18 protein-coding genes are annotated in these 16330 nt (G+C 61.2%); all 18 read left to right on the top strand.

Going from position 1 to position 16330, the window contains the following annotated elements:
* The first annotated feature begins 43 nt into the window (after nucleotides 1-43).
* The 18 genes from INR99_RS04785 to INR99_RS04870 all read left to right on the top strand — a co-directional run bounded on the left by INR99_RS04785 (nucleotide 44) and on the right by INR99_RS04870 (nucleotide 16278).
* Nucleotides 44-1648, top strand: a complete 1605-nt coding sequence (locus INR99_RS04785) for an ABC transporter permease (protein WP_194115187.1) — start codon at nucleotides 44-46, stop codon at nucleotides 1646-1648.
* A gap of 87 nt (nucleotides 1649-1735) precedes the next feature.
* Nucleotides 1736-2227 (top strand): low molecular weight protein-tyrosine-phosphatase, encoded by a 492-nt coding sequence (locus INR99_RS04790; protein WP_228098086.1) that lies wholly within the window; start codon nucleotides 1736-1738, stop codon nucleotides 2225-2227.
* Between the two features lie 263 nt (nucleotides 2228-2490).
* On the top strand, nucleotides 2491-3066 hold the full coding sequence (locus INR99_RS04795; RefSeq protein ID WP_194115188.1) for a TMEM165/GDT1 family protein: 576 nt from the start codon (nucleotides 2491-2493) through the stop codon (nucleotides 3064-3066).
* Nucleotides 3067-3110: 44 nt separating this feature from the next.
* Entirely contained in the window at nucleotides 3111-4421 is a 1311-nt protein-coding gene (locus INR99_RS04800; RefSeq protein ID WP_194115189.1) for an NCS2 family permease, read from the top strand.
* Nucleotides 4422-4499: 78 nt separating this feature from the next.
* Complete coding sequence (locus INR99_RS04805) at nucleotides 4500-5066, top strand: adenine phosphoribosyltransferase (RefSeq protein WP_194115190.1); 567 nt, start codon at nucleotides 4500-4502, stop codon at nucleotides 5064-5066.
* Nucleotides 5067-5115: 49 nt separating this feature from the next.
* Nucleotides 5116-5670, top strand: coding sequence for a hypoxanthine-guanine phosphoribosyltransferase (locus INR99_RS04810; RefSeq protein ID WP_194115191.1), 555 nt, complete (start codon nucleotides 5116-5118; stop codon nucleotides 5668-5670).
* A 193-nt stretch (nucleotides 5671-5863) separates the two neighbouring features.
* Entirely contained in the window at nucleotides 5864-6904 is a 1041-nt protein-coding gene (locus INR99_RS04815) for a GMP reductase (RefSeq protein WP_194115192.1), read from the top strand.
* 140 nt (nucleotides 6905-7044) lie between these two features.
* Entirely contained in the window at nucleotides 7045-8685 is a 1641-nt protein-coding gene (locus INR99_RS04820) for a hypothetical protein (protein ID WP_194115193.1), read from the top strand.
* Nucleotides 8686-8861: 176 nt separating this feature from the next.
* Nucleotides 8862-10109 (top strand): serine hydroxymethyltransferase, encoded by a 1248-nt coding sequence (gene glyA / locus INR99_RS04825; protein ID WP_194115194.1) that lies wholly within the window; start codon nucleotides 8862-8864, stop codon nucleotides 10107-10109.
* 146 nt (nucleotides 10110-10255) lie between these two features.
* Nucleotides 10256-10711, top strand: coding sequence for a transcriptional regulator NrdR (nrdR, locus tag INR99_RS04830; protein ID WP_194115195.1), 456 nt, complete (start codon nucleotides 10256-10258; stop codon nucleotides 10709-10711).
* Between the two features lie 6 nt (nucleotides 10712-10717).
* Complete coding sequence (ribD, locus tag INR99_RS04835; protein ID WP_194115196.1) at nucleotides 10718-11857, top strand: bifunctional diaminohydroxyphosphoribosylaminopyrimidine deaminase/5-amino-6-(5-phosphoribosylamino)uracil reductase RibD; 1140 nt, start codon at nucleotides 10718-10720, stop codon at nucleotides 11855-11857.
* Entirely contained in the window at nucleotides 11854-12042 is a 189-nt protein-coding gene (locus INR99_RS04840; protein ID WP_194115197.1) for a YfgJ family double zinc ribbon protein, read from the top strand. Before ribD ends, INR99_RS04840 begins: the two co-directional genes overlap by 4 nt.
* Nucleotides 12043-12654 (top strand): riboflavin synthase, encoded by a 612-nt coding sequence (locus tag INR99_RS04845; RefSeq protein WP_194115198.1) that lies wholly within the window; start codon nucleotides 12043-12045, stop codon nucleotides 12652-12654.
* Nucleotides 12651-13754 carry a bifunctional 3,4-dihydroxy-2-butanone-4-phosphate synthase/GTP cyclohydrolase II gene (gene ribBA / locus INR99_RS04850; protein ID WP_194115199.1) on the top strand — a complete coding sequence of 368 codons (1104 nt, stop codon included), beginning with the start codon at nucleotides 12651-12653 and terminating at the stop codon, nucleotides 13752-13754. Before INR99_RS04845 ends, ribBA begins: the two co-directional genes overlap by 4 nt.
* 63 nt (nucleotides 13755-13817) lie before the next feature.
* Nucleotides 13818-14291 carry a 6,7-dimethyl-8-ribityllumazine synthase gene (ribH, locus tag INR99_RS04855; protein WP_194115200.1) on the top strand — a complete coding sequence of 158 codons (474 nt, stop codon included), beginning with the start codon at nucleotides 13818-13820 and terminating at the stop codon, nucleotides 14289-14291.
* The gene (gene nusB / locus INR99_RS04860) at nucleotides 14288-14779 is read left to right on the top strand and encodes a transcription antitermination factor NusB (protein WP_194115201.1); all 492 of its coding nucleotides are present in this window, start codon (nucleotides 14288-14290) and stop codon (nucleotides 14777-14779) included. Before ribH ends, nusB begins: the two co-directional genes overlap by 4 nt.
* 12 nt (nucleotides 14780-14791) lie before the next feature.
* The gene (gene thiL, locus INR99_RS04865) at nucleotides 14792-15745 is read left to right on the top strand and encodes a thiamine-phosphate kinase (protein WP_194115202.1); all 954 of its coding nucleotides are present in this window, start codon (nucleotides 14792-14794) and stop codon (nucleotides 15743-15745) included.
* Entirely contained in the window at nucleotides 15745-16278 is a 534-nt protein-coding gene (locus INR99_RS04870) for a phosphatidylglycerophosphatase A family protein (RefSeq protein ID WP_194115203.1), read from the top strand. The genes thiL and INR99_RS04870 overlap by 1 nt, the downstream gene beginning before the upstream one ends.
* Nucleotides 16279-16330: the final 52 nt, after the last annotated feature.

Consider the following 16330-nt stretch of genomic DNA (forward strand, 5'->3'; position numbering starts at 1 on the left):
CAGGTATTTTCTTCAATTCCATTAGCGATTCCATAGTTACTGCATGACCCGTTCTTTTGCCCTGAAGGGGCCGCTCTATCTTCTGCCGATTGTCCTGCTAACACTGGTGCCGCTGCTGGTGGTGCTGGCGTCGTTTCTCAACCCGCAACCCGAAGTCTGGGGGCATTTGCGTGAATTCGTGCTGCCGCGCGTGTTGCTCAATACGCTATGGCTGGTGCTCGGCGCATCCTGCGGAGTGCTGCTGCTGGGTGTGCCACTGGCGTGGCTGACGGCGGCCTGCGAGTTTCCGGGGCGCCGCTGGCTGAGCTGGGCGTTGATGCTGCCGCTGGCAATGCCGGCGTATGTACTGGCCTTCGTGCAGGTAGGGTTGCTCGATTTCACCGGCCCGCTGCAGTCGCTGCTGCGGCAGTGGTTCGGCACGTCGGCATGGTTCCCGCCGATCCGCTCGACCGGTGGCGTGATCCTGGTTTTGACGCTGTCCTTTTACCCGTATGTGTATCTGCTGGCACGCAATGCGTTCATGACGCAGGGCGCGCGCGCCATCGAGGCCGCGCAGATGCTCGGGCTGACCCGCTGGCAAGCTTTCTGGCGCGTCGCATTGCCACTGGCCAGACCCTGGATTGCCGGTGGTGTCATGCTGGCACTGATGGAAACACTGGCCGACTTCGGCACGGTTTCGGTGTTCAATTACGACACCTTCACCACCGCGATCTACAAGGCGTGGTTTGCGCTGTTCAATCTGCCGGCAGCGGCACAGCTGGCATCGCTGCTGGTCATGATCGTGCTGGTATTGGCTGTGCTTGAACAGCAGCAGCGTGGCCGTCGGCAGTACAGCAGCCGCATGGCCGCGCCGCAGCGCATTGCTTTGCGGGGCTGGCGTGGCTGGTTTGCCAGCGCATTTGCCAGCGTGGTCCTGCTGATTGCCTTCGTGATCCCCTTCATCCAGCTCTTGCTGTGGGCCAAAGGGGTCTGGGCAGACGATTTCGACGAGCGCTATCCCGGTTTCATCGGCCGCTCGCTGCTGCTGGGGTTGCTGGCGGCAGGGTTGCTGGTCGTGCTGGCGCTGTGGCTGAGCTTTGTGCAGCGCCGCTATAAGGGTATGGGCGTGCAGCTCATGGGAAAACTGGCTGTGCTGGGCTATGCGGTGCCGGGTACCGTGCTTGCCGTTGGCGTATTCATTCCGGTGGCCTGGCTGGACAATGTCCTGTTGGCCTGGATCAGGCCACTGGGCTTCAGCGGCAGCGAGTTGCTCAAGGGCAGCATTCTGGTCATGCTGCTGGCGCTGGCCGCACGCTTTCTGGCGGTGGCTTTCCAGCCCGTCGATGCCGCCATGCAGCGCATTACGCGCAATCAGGAAGATGCCGCGCGCTCGCTGGGCTGCAACGGGCGCGGCCTGCTGCTGCGCTTGTACGTGCCGCTGCTGCGCGGTGGCCTGTTCACTGCCGCGCTGATGGCCTTTGTCGATGTGATGAAGGAAATGCCGATCACGCTGATGACTCGTCCCTTCGGCTGGAACACGCTGGCGGTGCGCGTCTTCGAGATGACCTCGGAGGGGATGTGGGATCGCGCCGCGCTGCCCAGTCTTTTCATCGTGCTGGCCGGGCTTTTGCCGGTGATACTGCTGGTGCGCCAGACCGATGGTCACTGATTGCCACGCATGCTTTGGCATACATCAGGTCAGCCCCAGTCCACCGCCGCTAAAATGAATGTTTTGCCCTGATTCTGGAGTATTTGCATGAGCCAGCCTGAATTCCGCATCCTTATGGTCTGCACCGGCAACATCTGCCGCAGTCCGACCGCCGATGGCGTGATGCGCCATGTGGTCGAGCAAGCGGGGCTGGCTGGCCGTGTCGAAGTCGATTCGGCAGGTACCAGCAGCTATCACGTCGGCGAGGAGCCCGATACCCGTGCGCAGCAGCATGCCAGAAAGCGGGGCTACGACCTTTCGCCACTGCGTGCCCGGCAGGTCCGGCGAGACGATTTCACCCGCTTCGACCTGATTCTGGCCATGGATGGCAGCCACATGGACGTACTGCGCCAGCGCTGCCCGGCCGATGAACAGCATCGTCTGTTCATGTTCATGGACTTTGCCAGCCAGCGTCGCGGTGCCGAAGTGCCCGATCCGTATTACGGCGGTGCCGCCGGTTTTGAAGAGGTGCTGGACATGGTCGAGGATGCCTGTGCCGGCCTGCTTGCGCATGTCGACACGGCACTGAAAAGCCGTTGACAGCTACAAGTCACTGATCCGGTGCGGGATAACCACAAGTTGGTGCTTTGCCTAACAAGCAGGTAACATCCGCTTTTTGCCCTTCGGGGGAGTAGTCACCCGCGGTGTATAGCGGGGGGCGCGTCAACAGACTTGCTGCTTTGCAGCATGGCGCGTCCAGCCGGAATGCCGGCCTGACCAGACCCGAGGTGCGTCGCCGCAGATCCGGGGTGGGGTGCGGTGTCGTGCCTCGTCGTCTTCCCGCCCCCGGAGTCATACTCTTCATGGACGCTCTTCTCGTCTCCACCAGCGTGGTGGCCATTGCCGAAATCGGTGACAAGACCCAGTTGCTGTCGCTGATCCTTGCCGCACGCTTCCGTCGCCCGCTGCCGATTGTCTTCGGCATTTTTGTCGCGACCATCCTCAATCATTTCATGGCTGGCTGGCTGGGCCAGTTTGTGGCAGGTTTTTTCACGCCCGAAGTGCTGCGCTGGGTGATCGGCATCAGCTTCCTGGCGATTGCTGCATGGGCACTGATCCCCGACGAAATGGAAGAGGGCGAAGCCGTTGTCAAGCCCTATGGCGCCTTTATTGCAACCGTGATCGCCTTCTTTCTGGCTGAGATGGGTGACAAAACGCAAGTCGCCACGGTCGCGCTCGCGGTCAAATATCACCCGTTGTGGCAAGTGGTGGTCGGCACCACGATCGGCATGATGCTGGCCAATGTGCCGGCTGTGTTGCTGGGGAACTGGATTTCGACCCGCATGCATTATCTGCGGTTGGTGCGGTTTGCCGCTGCCGCGCTGTTTGCCATACTGGGTCTTTTGGCGCTGTTCAACGTGGGGCAGCTGACCGGCTGACGATTTCAACAACAAAAGTCGTATCAATCCTAGGAGGGGCAGCAATGCTCGAGTCGTTTTTCAAGCTGAAGGAGCACGGCACGACGGTGAGAACCGAAGTGCTGGCCGGTTTCACCACGTTCCTGACGATGGCCTACATCATCTTCGTGAACCCGGACATCCTGTCCAAGACCGGCATGGATTTCAATGCCGTGTTCGTCGCCACCTGCCTGGCTGCTGCGCTGGGTACCGCCATCATGGGTCTGGTGGCCAACTACCCGATCGCGCTCGCTCCGGGCATGGGCCTGAATGCCTACTTCACCTTTACTGTGGTGATGGGTATGGGGATGAGCTGGCAGGCCGCGCTGGGAGCGGTATTCATTTCCGGTATCGTGTTCCTGATCGTCAGCCTCTTCAAGCTGCGCGAGGCGCTGGTTAACGCCATTCCGCATTCGCTCAAGCTGGCCATTTCGGCCGGTGTGGGCATGTTCCTGGCCATCATCGGCCTGAAGAGTGCTGGTGTGGTCGTCGATCATCCTGCCACCCTGGTGACGCTGGGCAACCTGGCTGATCCGAAAGTGCTGCTGGGTATCTTCGGCTTCTTCCTGATTGTGGCGCTGGAATACCGCAAGATTACCGGCTCGATCATCATCGGCGTGCTGACCGTCACCGTATTGGCGATTGCCTTGGGGCTCCAGAAATTCAATGGCGTATTTGCACCGATTCCGTCGATGGCCCCGACTTTCCTGCAAATGGATTTTTCCACCCTGCTGAGCCCGTCCGGCGTGTTCAATGGCGCGCTGCTTGGGGTGATTTTCGTCTTTTTCTTTGTTGACCTGTTCGACACGACCGGTACGCTGGTTGGCGTATCGCACCGTGCCGGCCTGCTCGACAAGGACGGCAAACTGCCGCGCCTGAAGAAGGCGCTGCTGGCCGATTCCGTGGCAATTACTGCCGGTGCCGCAATGGGCACTTCGTCGACCACCGCCTACATCGAATCCGCTGCGGGTACCGCAGTGGGTGGGCGTACCGGGCTGACCGCCGTGGTGGTTGCCGGCCTGTTCCTGATGGCGCTGTTCCTGTCGCCGCTTGCTGGATCGGTTCCGGCGTATGCCACCGCGCCGGCGCTGTGCTATGTGGCGGTGCTGATGACGCGCGGTCTGGCTGAAATCGAATGGGATGACCTGACCGAAGCTGCGCCGGCAGTCATGACGGCCTTTGCCATGCCGTTCACCTTTTCGATCGCCGACGGGATTGCCTTCGGTTTCATCAGCTACGTGGTGATCAAGGCGCTGGCGGGGCGTTTCCGTGATCTGAGCCCGGCGGTGGTGATCATTGCCGCGTTGTGGGTGATCAAGTTCGCCTTCTTCCATTAAGCCGCTACAGGCTGGTTCGGGGTGGCGGGGATGTCCGGCCGCTCCGGCTTGCAGCATGATTCAGCAGGAATTCCGCTAATGCGTTCCGACACCCCAGGCAGTGATCTGCCGTATTCCGACTACATCCGCTCGCGGATTCGCACCGTGCCGGACTGGCCGCTGCCCGGCGTGCAGTTTCGCGACATTACGCCGCTGCTGCAGGATAAAAAGACCTTTCGCGTGCTGGTTGATATCTTCGTGCACCGCTACATGGATCAGCAGCTGGATCTGGTCGCCGGGGTAGATGCCCGCGGTTTCATCCTGGGGGCTGTTATTGCCTACGAGCTGAATCTCGGTTTTGTACCGGTGCGCAAGAAGGGTAAATTACCCTTTACAACGATTGCCGAAGAGTATGAACTGGAATACGGCTCGGCCACGGTCGAGCTGCACGCCGATGCCTGCCAGCCCGGACAGCGCGTGTTGCTCATTGATGACCTGGTGGCTACCGGGGGGACCATGATTGCTGCGGCGAAACTGCTGCAGCGCATCGGCGCCGAGGTGGTGGAAGCCGCCGCCATCGTCGATCTGCCCGAGCTCGGTGGCTCGAAACTGGTGCGCGAGCAGGGCATCAAATTGTTTACCGTCTGTGATTTTGCCGGCCATTGAGCGGCAGCCGATCAACCACTGATACAACCGTCCACGAAAGGATATGGCCATGACCATGGAACTCCCCGAAGCCCGTACGATTCTCGATAACGCCGACTGTCTGCACGACGAAGCCGAAGTGCTGGCCGCGCTGGATGCCATGGGCCAGGAAATGACCGCGAAGCTGGCCGACAGCAATCCGATTGTCTACACGGTGCTCAATGGTGGCCTGATCGTTTCCGGCCACCTGCTGCCGCGACTGCGTTTTCCGCTGGAAATGTCCTACATGCATGCCACCCGCTACCGCCACGAAACCAGCGGTGGCGAGCTCGACTGGAAGGTCAAGCCGCGCGAGGACATGAAAGGACGCACCGTCGTGATCGTCGATGACATTCTCGACGAGGGACACACCCTGGCCGCGATCATCGATTACTGCCAGAAGCAGGGTGCGGCGCACGTCTATGTGGCCGTGCTGATCGACAAGAAGCACGACCGCAAGGCCGACGGCGTGCAGGCCGATTTCGTCGGCATGGAAGTCGAGGACCGCTTCCTGTTCGGTTGCGGCATGGATTACCAGGGCTATTGGCGCAACACGCTGGCCATCTACGCGGTGAAAGGCCTGTAAATCAGGCGTTTGCGCCAGATCAGCAAAGCGTGAATAGTGCCTCGCCAGCACCCGGAAACGCGCGTATTGTTTGCAGGAACACAGCCACCTTGCCTCGCTGCCGGTGGCTGTTTTCACGTCCGCCTGCGGCGGCATACCTTGTGATCCATCGGTATGCACGCCTGCAATTTCGAGTGTTTTAGAGGAATACGTCATGCATATCGAACAGGAAGTGAAACTGGACTTCAAGGACGTGCTGATTCGCCCCAAGCGCAGCACGCTTGCCTCGCGCAGCGAAGTCGATATCACCCGCGAATACACCTTCCTGCATTCCGGCAAGCGCTATCAGGGTATCCCGCTGATCGCTGCCAATATGGACACCGTCGGCACCATGGCGATGGCGCGTGCCTTTGCCGAGCAGCAACTGTCCGTCGCGCTGCACAAACATTATCCGGTTGACGAACTGGTGTCCTTCTTTACTGCGCTGCCGGTCAAGAGCAATGCCTTTTACAGCATGGGCATCGGGGCTTCCGACTACGCCAAATTCCAGGACGTCATGACCCGGGCGCCTGGCGCGGTTGAGTATGTCTGCATTGATGTCGCCAATGGTTACTCCGAGCAGTTTGTTGCCTTTGTGAAGAAGGTGCGTACGGCCTGGCCGCAACTGGTCATCATGGCTGGCAATGTGGTGACGGGTGACATGACCGAGGAGCTGATCCTGGCCGGTGTGGACATCGTCAAGGTTGGCATTGGCCCGGGGAGCGTGTGCACCACGCGCAAGATGACCGGGGTCGGTTATCCGCAGCTTTCGGCCGTGATCGAATGTGCCGATGCGGCGCACGGACTGGGCGGGCTGATCTGCTCCGACGGGGGGTGTACCGTGCCGGGGGATCTGGCCAAGGCCTTTGGTGGCGGGGCGGATTTCGTCATGCTGGGCGGCATGCTGGCCGGCCATGACGAAACCGAGGGGGATGTGGTTGAAAAGGACGGCGCGCAGTTCAAGCGCTTCTACGGCATGTCCAGTCGCGTGGCGATGGAAAAATACGCCGGTGGCGTTGCCGAATACCGGGCCAGCGAAGGCAAGGAGGTGCTGATTCCCTACCGCGGGCCGGTGGTGAACAGCTTGCAGGACATGCTGGGGGGCATCCGTTCGGCGTGCACCTATGTGGGCGCGAAAAAACTCAAGGAGCTATCCAAGCGAACCACTTTCATTCGTGTGACGCAACAGATCAACGAAGTCTTCGGCAAAAGCTGAGTTTTCCATATATACAATGGTGGGTATGCCATTAATGGCATTGCAATCAAAGGGTATGCGTCGCATACCCTTTTTGTTTCCGGCTGGTGATGTGCGCTGTTTGGTCTAAGCTGTAAGGTATCCCTGACCGGAGCGCCACCATGTCCGAGCCTGTTGTCCGTCATTTCCGTCAGATCCTGATCTGGCCGCTGCAATTGATGCCGCTGGGGCACGGCCAGATGGGGCGGCACTGGGAGCTGATGCACGCTGCCGTGCAGAAGCCCGGCTCGCCGTGGGAGGCGCGCAGCACGGAGTTTGACTGCCCGCCTGAGGAGTTCCAGGAGCGCCATTACCGCGAATTCGTGACCTTCCTGCCGTATGTGCAGCGTTTTCTCTATGGTGAAGGCACGACCGAGGCTGCGGATGCGGCCTCGTGGGGGCGTTCGCCGCTGCACGTATTCCGCCGCACCGACATCAAAACCGTGCGCATGACTTACAAGGATGGCTGCCGCTGGGATTTCCGCGTGGCGCACATCGATCTGTATTTCTTTTTCGATATTGATGTTGCCATTCTGGCCTTCGAGATCATGGCCGACGACATGCCCTTGCGCCGCGCGCAGGATGCGATGTTCCGGCTGGGGCGGGCCTTTCCGGCGCAGTGGGATGAGGAGGAGCATGCCAGCAACTGCCCGACGCTGGTCGAATGGCTGGATCAGCACGGGCAGGTTTTGTGCGAATCGGATTATCAGGATCGCCGTGCCTTTCTGGCGCATGTGGGTGAATTCCGCTCCACACGCATGGCCGCGCACTGGGATCATCTGCTGCATCCGCTCGTGCCGCACCATTCGGACGAAGAGGGCGCGATCCGCTATCGCCAGCTTGAATATCACCGCATGCCGCTGATGGCCTATCTGTCGTTTGACGACCCCTTTGCCCTGCGTGACGAGGATTTCTACCGGCTGGGGATGGTGACCAAGCCCGGGGACGGTGATGCCTTGCCGTATTCGCCCAAGGTGTTTGACGATTTCGAGCGGCAGTGCTGTTATGACCGCTTCTGGGTGCCCGAGCGCCGGCATCCGGCAACCTCGACCCGCATGATGTGCAACGGGCATGCCTTTGTGCTGGTTGGCATGCACGGCAATGCCTTTTTTTCCGACCCGCGCACCGGTGCGCTGGGGCAGTTCCGGCACCAGCATTTCCTGCTGACCATGGTAGCGCACTTCCACAAGGCCTCGTTGCTGTTGCTGCGCGACCGGCTGGCCGTGGCGATGTCGCAGCTGAATATCCGCAACGAGATCTCGGTGCGGTTTTTCAAGCGCGAGATCCGCCAGTGTCTGGAGGGTTTTCTGCGCTTCAACCAGCGCTACTGGTTCCGCGAAGTATCCAATCAGGTGCTGACCGATCAGCTGTTCCAGATGCTGCGCCGGCATCTGGACACCGAAAGCCTGTATGTCGATGTGCGTGATTCGGTGCAAGGCATGAATCAGTATCTGGAAAACGATGATCTGCGCCGCCAGGCCGATACGGTGGTGCGCCTGACGGTGGTGACCATTCTGGGGATGATCGGAACCACGGTGACCGGTTTCCTGGGCATGAATCTGTTCGACTACGCCAGCCAGCCGGGCGCGGTGAAATTCGGCATTTTCATGCTGGCCTTCCTGCCGATTACGCTGTTGACCTTCCTGACCGTGGTGCGCTCGCGCCAGCTCTCGGAGTTTCTCGACGGCATGGCCGATCAGCGGCTGCGCTGGCCGGCCAAGCTGCTGCTGCTGGGGAGGGTGTTTGGTCGTTTGCGGCGGTAACGGGGTATGCTCTTGATTGTCTCTTTTTGATTTGGTTTAAGGCTTATAGGGTTGTGGGTATGTGGTATGCGGTCGGCTGAATGCGCGTCATGCCGCGATGAACAGAGCGAAACAAGAAATGGTTCCGCTCATGTTAGAATCCGGCTTTGATTTTTTTGACTGCGGAAAGCCCAGCCATGTTCTCCAAATCTGTCACCATCGAAAACTACGATCCCGAACTCGCCGCCGCCATGGCAGGCGAAGTTGTTCGCCAGCACGAGCACATCGAGCTGATCGCCTCGGAAAACTACACCAGCCCGGCCGTCATGGAAGCACAAGGCTCCCAGCTGACCAACAAGTATGCCGAAGGCTATCCGGGCAAGCGTTTCTATGGTGGCTGTGAACATGTTGACGTGATCGAGCAGCTGGCGATTGACCGTGTGAAGGCGCTGTTCGGCGCGGAATATGCCAACGTGCAGCCGCACTCCGGCTCGCAAGCCAATCAGGCCGTGTACTTCTCGATCCTGAAGCCGGGCGACACCGTGATGGGCATGAACCTGGGCCACGGCGGTCACCTGACCCACGGCTCGCCGGCCAACCTGTCGGGCAAGCTGTTCAATATCGTGGCTTACGGCCTCGATGAAAACGAAGAAATCGACTACGACGACATGGAGCGCGTGGCGCTGGAAACCAAGCCGAAGCTGATCATCGGTGGCGCTTCCGCTTATGCCCTGCGTTTTGACTGGGCGCGCATGCGCGAAATCGCCGACAAGGTTGGCGCTTACTTCATGGTCGACATGGCGCACTACGCCGGCCTGATCGCTGCCGGCGTGTATCCGAACCCGGTTCCGCACGCGCACTTCGTGACCTCGACCACCCACAAGACCCTGCGTGGTCCGCGTGGCGGCATCATCCTGGCCAAGGCCGAGTTCGAGAAGTCGCTGAACTCCAATGTGTTCCCGACCCTGCAGGGCGGCCCGCTGATGCACGTGATCGCCGGCAAGGCGGTGGCGTTCAAGGAAGCTGCGACTGAGGAATTCAAGGCTTACCAGAAACAGGTGCTGCTGAACGCCGCTGCCATGGCCAAGACCCTGGCCGAGCGTGGCCTGCGCATCATTTCCGGCCGCACCGAGAGCCACGTGTTCCTGGTTGACCTGCGTCCGAAGGGCCTGACCGGTAAGGCGGCCGATGCCTATCTGGGCAAGGCGCACATCACTGTGAACAAGAACGCCATCCCGAACGATCCGGAAAGCCCGTTCGTGACCTCCGGTATCCGCATCGGCGCTCCGGCGATCACCACCCGCGGCTTCAAGGAAGAAGAAGCCATCCAGGTGGCGCACCTGATTGCTGATGTGCTCGACAATCCGGAAGACGAAGCCAATCTGGCTGCCGTTGCCGAGAAGGTGAAGGCACTGACCGCACGCTTCCCGGTTTACGGCGCGTAACCCGGTTTGCGCCGGCCAAGCCGGCGCAGCTGCAAGGGGTGGGCCTGCCGGCTCACCCTTTTGGTTTTTCTGCATTGCATTGCTTGCATATTGCCGGTAAAACCCCAACTGTTCTTTGACTGATCTTTGCCCGGGAGCTGCATCCCATGAAGTGCCCATTCTGCGGTTCGCCTGATACCCAGGTCGTCGATTCGCGCGTGTCCGATGAAGGCGATGCGGTACGCCGCCGGCGCCGTTGCAATGTCTGCGACAAACGCTTCACCACCTTCGAAACCGCCGAGGTGCGTCCGCCGCAGGTGGTCAAACAGAATGGCCAGCGGGTCGAGTTCGATCGCGAGAAAATCCGCGTCAGTTTCCAGCGCGCGCTGCACAAGCGCCCCGTTCCTACCCAGTTGGTCGACGAAGCCATTGCCCGCATCAATCAGAAAGTGCTGGCGCTGGGCGAACGTGAAGTTCCCAGCCGCCAGCTTGGCGAAATGGTGATGACCGAGCTGGCCAAGCTCGACAAGGTTGCCTATATCCGCTTTGCCTCGGTCTACCGTTCCTTCTCCGATGTGGATGATTTCCGCGATGTGATCCGCGAAGTCAGCAAGAAGGACTGATTGCCCATGCCGGTGAATGCAGCGGAGTTTACTGCGCAAGATCATGGGTATATGCAGCGAGCTATTGATATAGCTGCCTTGGGGCTATATACCACCACACCCAATCCGCGTGTCGGCTGCGTCATCGTGCGCGATGGCCACGTCGTCGGTGAGGGCTGGCACGCCCGTGCCGGCGAGCCGCATGCCGAAGTCCATGCGCTGCGGCAGGCAGGTGAACTCGCACGCGGTGCGACGGCCTATGTCACGCTTGAGCCGTGCAGCCATCATGGCCGCACGCCGCCGTGCGCCGATGCGCTGCTGGCGGCAGGTGTGGCGCGGGTGATTGCGGCCATGCGCGATCCGAACCCGCTGGTGGCGGGGCGTGGCCTGGCGCGCCTGGCTGCAGCTGGCGTCGCGGTGGCCAGCGGCCTGCTGCAAGCGCAGGCGCTGGCGCAGAATGCCGGCTTTATCTCGCGCATGGTGCGACAGCGTCCGTGGCTACGCCTGAAGACGGCTTGCAGCCTCGACGGGCGTACCGCGCTGGCGAATGGCGAATCGAAATGGATTACCGGTGCAGCGGCGCGCGCCGATGTGCAGCGCTGGCGCGCCCGGTCCTGCGCCATGCTTACCGGCATCGGTACGGTGCTGGCAGATGATCCGCAGCTGACGGTGCGGGATTTTCCCGTTGAGCGCCAGCCGCTCAGGGTAGTGCTGGATCGCGAGTTGCGCACACCGCCTTCGGCGAAGCTGTTGGCAATGCCGGGTGTGCTGCTGTTTACCGCCGCTCAGGATGCCACTCGTCAGGCAGCATTGCGCGAGCGCGGCGCGGAAATCGTCATGCTGCCTGTTGCCGGTAATCGCCTGCCGCTGGCCATGGTATTGGCTGCGCTGGCACAGCGCGGCTGTAATGAGGTGATGCTCGAAGCCGGGGCCACGCTGGCGGGGAGTGCCCTGCGCGCCGGGCTGGTTGACGAACTGCTGCTGTACCAGGCCCCAGTGCTGCTGGGAGATCCTGGGCGGGGTGTTGCCAGTCTGGAACTGGCCAGCATGCAGGACAAACTGGTACCGCGTGTGATCGAGCGGCGCATGCTGGGGGATGATTTGCGCACCCACATGCTGTTTACCCCGTATGAACATCTGCTGGCATCGGCAAAGGAGGCTGCATGAGTGATGGACTGATTCCCTGCCCGGACTGTGGCAAGCCGCTGGAGGTGATGAAAGCCTGCGGCGCAATCCAGTATTTTTGCCCGCATTGCAATGAACTGAAGTCGGGCAAGCGTGTGCGTGCCGCGCAGGCGCCGCAACAAGACACGCCGGCTGCGCCGGATGCCACCCCAAACCAAGGAGGCTGAATGTTTACAGGTATTGTCCAGGCAGTCGGAACGATTGCCGAAGTGGCGCCATTTGCCGGTGGTGTCCGTCTGACGCTGCAGGCCGGCGGGCTTGATCTCTCCGATGTGCAGCTCGGGGACAGCATCGCGCATAACGGTGCCTGCATGACGGTGATCGAGCTGTTTGAAGGTGGCTACCGGATCGATGTGTCTGATGAATCACTGCGCTGCACGGTGGGCCTCGATCAGGCCGGTCGTCGCGTGAATCTCGAAAAGGCCATGCGTCTTGGCGACATGCTGGGCGGCCATCTGGTCTCCGGCCATGTCGATGGGGTGGGCAGGGTGGTGAGTTTTGATCCGGTGGGCGACAACCGCGAGCTGGTGGTGCATGCGCCGCAGTCGCTGGCCAAATACCTGGCGGTGAAAGGTTCTGTGGTGGTCAATGGCGTCTCGCTGACGACGAATTTCGTGCGCGATGTGGCAGACGCTTGCGAATTCTCGATCAACCTCATTCCGCATACGCTGAGCGTGACCACGCTGGGCGGCATTCAAGCTGGTGACCAGGTCAATCTGGAAATCGACCTGATCGCCCGCTATGTCGAGCGCATGGTAAGCCTGGAGCACGCGCGATGACCGTACCCATTTCCCCGGTGCAGGACATTGTCGCCGAGCTGCGCGCCGGCCGCATGGTGGTGCTGGTTGATGAAGAAGACCGCGAAAACGAAGGCGATCTGGTTCTGGCGGCGGATTTTGTTACGCCGGAGGCGATCAACTTCATGGCCAAGTACGGGCGCGGCCTGATTTGCCTGACGCTGACCGCTGATCGCTGCCGTCAGCTGGGGCTGGCGCCGATGGTCAAGCAGAATGCATCGTCCTTTGGTACCAATTTCACCGCCTCGATCGAGGCGGCAGAAGGGGTTTCGACCGGGATTTCCGCGCACGACCGCGCGCTGACGATCCGCAAGGCGGTGGCCATTGATGCCCGCGCCTGCGATCTGGTATCGCCGGGGCATGTGTTCCCCATCCAGGCCCAGCCCGGCGGGGTGCTGGTGCGGGCAGGGCATACCGAGGCAGGTTGCGATCTGGCTGCGATGGCCGGGCTGACGCCGGCGTCGGTTATCTGCGAGATCATGAACGACGATGGCACGATGTCGCGTCTGCCACAGTTGCTGGAATTCGCCGCGGAACACCAGCTCAAGATCGGCACGATTGCCGACCTGATCCACTACCGCAGCCGTACCGAAACCCTGATCGAATGCATGGGGCGGCGGATGATTACGACGGTGGCGGGCGAGTTCGAGCTGGTGGCCTACCGCGACAAGATGAACAATGCGACCCATCTGGCGCTGGTCAAGGGAAACATTGATCCACAGGCCGATACCCTGGTGCGTGTGCATGAGCCGCTGTCGGCCATGGACTGGATCGATCTGGGTAGCAGCGCTCACTCCTGGGGGGTGAAACCCGCGCTGGAAACCATCGCCGCAGCCGGTTGTGGTGTGGTGGTGCTGCTGCACAAGGCCGAAACCGGCGAGGATCTGTTGGCGCGGGCGCTGCCGGAGCTGGGGCTGGCTGCACCGAAGAAATGGGATATGCGCACCTACGGAATTGGCGCGCAGATGCTGCGCCACCTGGGGGTAGGCAAAATGAAGATCATGAGCCCGTCCCGGCGCATGCCCAGCATGGCCGGCTTCGGACTGGAAGTGACCGGCTTCGTTCCGCCGGATCACGCCTGATTCACTGATTAACCGGCAGGTGGCGGCGCCGCCTGCACCGATTCAACAACAAGGATAATGACCATGACACTGGCTCAACAGGTGCCCTATATCGCACCGAATCTGGATGGCAAGGATTTGCGCATCGGCATCGTGATGGCGCGCTTCAATACGCCGGTCTGCGAAGGCTTGCGCGATGCCTGCCTGGCCGAACTGGCCGCGCTGGGTGTCGATATGCAGGATGTGCTGCTGATGACCGTGCCTGGCGCGCTGGAAATACCGCTGGTACTGCAATCGCTGGCAGAAAGTGATCGCTACGACGCGCTGATCGCGCTGGGGGCGGTGATTCGCGGTGAAACCTATCACTTCGAGCTGGTAGCCAATGAATCGGGTTCCGGCATCACCCGTGTTGCGCTGGATTGTGCCATTCCGGTGGCCAATGCCGTGCTGACCACGGAAACCGATGAGCAGGCCGAAGTGCGCATGGTGGAAAAAGGCCGTGATGCGGCCCGTGTTGCCGTGGAAATGGCCAATCTGCAAAAGGCGCTGCAAGCATGAGCGAGAACCAGACCCCCGAACAGAAGCCTGCAAAGCCGAAATCCGCCCGCCGCCGCGCGCGCGAATTTGCCGTGCAGGGCGTTTACCAATGGCTGCTGACCGGTGAAACCGCGCACAGCATCGATCGCTTTCTGCATGACAGCAGCACCAGCTATGGCCGTGCCGATGCCGAGCTGCTGAAAACCACGCTGTTTGGCGCGATCAAGGAGGCAGAAACGCTGAAGACCGCGCTGCGCCCGCACGTTGATCGTCCGATGGATGAAGTCAGCCCGGTCGAGTGTGCCGTACTGCTGGTCGCTGGTTTCGAGATCGTGCACATGCCCGAGACCCCGTATCCGGTCATCATCAACGAAGCGATCGAGCTGGCGAAGACCTTTGGTGGTGTCGACGGGCACAAGTTCGTCAATGGCGTGCTCGATCGTCTGGCCAGCCATGTGCGCGAAGAAGAGTTCGTCAGCCTGCGCCAGCGCAAGCCACGCAGCGCGTAAGCGGAGCCGGGTTTGAACGAATTCGGTCTGATTGCGCGCTATTTCACTCGCCCGGCGGCCAATGCCGATCTGGGGGTGGGGGATGATTGCGCGCTGATGCGCGTGCGCGAGGGCATGCAACTGGCGGTGTCGGTCGACATGCTGGTCAGCGGGCGCCATTTCTTTGCCGATGTCGATCCGCAAAGTCTTGGGCACAAGGCGCTGGCCGTGAATTTGTCCGACCTCGCTGCCATGGGGGCAGAGCCGCGCTGGTTTACGCTCTCGCTGGCGCTGCCGGAGCTCGACGAGGGCTGGCTGGCCGGCTTCAGTGCCGGCCTGCATGCACTGGCGGACCAGCATGGCATTTCGCTGGTCGGTGGTGATACGACCAAGGGGCCGCTGACGCTGTCGATCCAGGTTGCCGGTGAGTTGCCGGCCGGTAGCGCGCTGCTGCGCAGTGCTGGCCAGCCCGGCGATGATTTGTGGGTGTCTGGCGAGCTGGGCGCCGCGGCAGCCGCAGTCATGCATGGCTGCGGCCGGTTCCGACTTCCCGACACCGAATGCCGGGCAGCCTATCGACGGCTTGAATGGCCGACGCCTCGCGTTGAACTCGGGCTGGCCTTGCGCGGCGTGGCGCATGCTGCGCTGGATATCTCGGATGGACTCGCCGGGGACTTGCGCCATATCTGCGCCCGATCTGCCTGCGGTGCAGAGCTGTGGCTGGAAGCATTGCCTGCCAGTGACTGTCTGGCCGTACTGCCCGAGACGCTGCGTCGCGAGGCGTTGCTGTCAGGGGGGGACGATTACGAGCTGTGTTTCAGTGCCCCGGCTGTGCAGCGCGAACATCTTGCTGCGCTGGCCGCAGAACTGGGTGTGCCGCTGACGCGCATCGGCAGGTTGGTTGCCGGGAGTGGTGTGCAGGTGCTGCTGCACGGCGAGGATATCTGCTGGCAGCACGGTGGCTTCGATCATTTTGGTGCTGCTTGATGAGTGCAGGCAAGCCACGGTCGGTGCGCCCACCGGCCGGTTTTCTTTGGCAGAGTCCGGCACACTTCATTGCACTGGGCTTGGGTAGCGGGCTGATCTATCCTGCTCCTGGGACCTGGGGTACAGTGATGGGTGTTGCTCTGTATCCCTTGATTGTCTTGCTGTATGGGCTGATACCCATGGGCTTGCCCTTGCCGGTCTGGGTATTGCTGCTGTCCTTGCTGGTCTTCCTGCTGGGCTGTCATTGTGCCGAGCGTGCCGGGCGGGCGCTGGGGGTGTCGGATCACGGCAGTATCGTGATCGATGAGATTGTCGCAATCTGGCTGGTATTGCTGGTGGTGCCCGCGACGCTGGCTGGTTGGCTGGCCGCGTTTGTCGCGTTCCGCATTTTCGATATTGCCAAGCCCTGGCCGATTCGCTGGCTGGATGCTCGCGTCAAGGGCGGATTCGGGGTGATGGTCGACGATATACTGGCAGCTGGCTTTGCAGTGCTGGTTTTGCTGGCGGTGCAGCAGTTTTTTCCGCTGACTTGAGCGGTGGTGGTATGCAGAAAGAAAAAGGACAGCGTTTGCTGTCCTTTTTCTT

The organism is Chitinilyticum piscinae (genome assembly GCF_015223195.1).
GTDB classification, from domain to species: domain Bacteria; phylum Pseudomonadota; class Gammaproteobacteria; order Burkholderiales; family Chitinibacteraceae; genus Chitinilyticum; species Chitinilyticum piscinae.

Bases quoted from the DNA above. Each gene is read 5' to 3' on its own strand.
- INR99_RS04800 (WP_194115189.1), top strand. From the start codon at position 3,111: ATGCTCGAGTCGTTTTTCAAGCTGAAGGAGCACGGCACGACGGTGAGA.
- INR99_RS04870 (WP_194115203.1), top strand. From the start codon at position 15,745: ATGAGTGCAGGCAAGCCACGGTCGGTGCGCCCACCGGCCGGTTTTCTT.
- nrdR (WP_194115195.1), top strand. From the start codon at position 10,256: ATGAAGTGCCCATTCTGCGGTTCGCCTGATACCCAGGTCGTCGATTCG.
- INR99_RS04820 (WP_194115193.1), top strand. From the start codon at position 7,045: ATGTCCGAGCCTGTTGTCCGTCATTTCCGTCAGATCCTGATCTGGCCG.
- ribH (WP_194115200.1), top strand. From the start codon at position 13,818: ATGACACTGGCTCAACAGGTGCCCTATATCGCACCGAATCTGGATGGC.
- INR99_RS04790 (WP_228098086.1), top strand. From the start codon at position 1,736: ATGAGCCAGCCTGAATTCCGCATCCTTATGGTCTGCACCGGCAACATC.
- INR99_RS04795 (WP_194115188.1), top strand. From the start codon at position 2,491: ATGGACGCTCTTCTCGTCTCCACCAGCGTGGTGGCCATTGCCGAAATC.
- INR99_RS04810 (WP_194115191.1), top strand. From the start codon at position 5,116: ATGACCATGGAACTCCCCGAAGCCCGTACGATTCTCGATAACGCCGAC.
- INR99_RS04845 (WP_194115198.1), top strand. From the start codon at position 12,043: ATGTTTACAGGTATTGTCCAGGCAGTCGGAACGATTGCCGAAGTGGCG.
- INR99_RS04815 (WP_194115192.1), top strand. From the start codon at position 5,864: ATGCATATCGAACAGGAAGTGAAACTGGACTTCAAGGACGTGCTGATT.
- glyA (WP_194115194.1), top strand. From the start codon at position 8,862: ATGTTCTCCAAATCTGTCACCATCGAAAACTACGATCCCGAACTCGCC.
- ribBA (WP_194115199.1), top strand. From the start codon at position 12,651: ATGACCGTACCCATTTCCCCGGTGCAGGACATTGTCGCCGAGCTGCGC.
- ribD (WP_194115196.1), top strand. From the start codon at position 10,718: ATGCCGGTGAATGCAGCGGAGTTTACTGCGCAAGATCATGGGTATATG.
- INR99_RS04840 (WP_194115197.1), top strand. From the start codon at position 11,854: ATGAGTGATGGACTGATTCCCTGCCCGGACTGTGGCAAGCCGCTGGAG.
- INR99_RS04785 (WP_194115187.1), top strand. From the start codon at position 44: ATGACCCGTTCTTTTGCCCTGAAGGGGCCGCTCTATCTTCTGCCGATT.
- INR99_RS04805 (WP_194115190.1), top strand. From the start codon at position 4,500: ATGCGTTCCGACACCCCAGGCAGTGATCTGCCGTATTCCGACTACATC.
- nusB (WP_194115201.1), top strand. From the start codon at position 14,288: ATGAGCGAGAACCAGACCCCCGAACAGAAGCCTGCAAAGCCGAAATCC.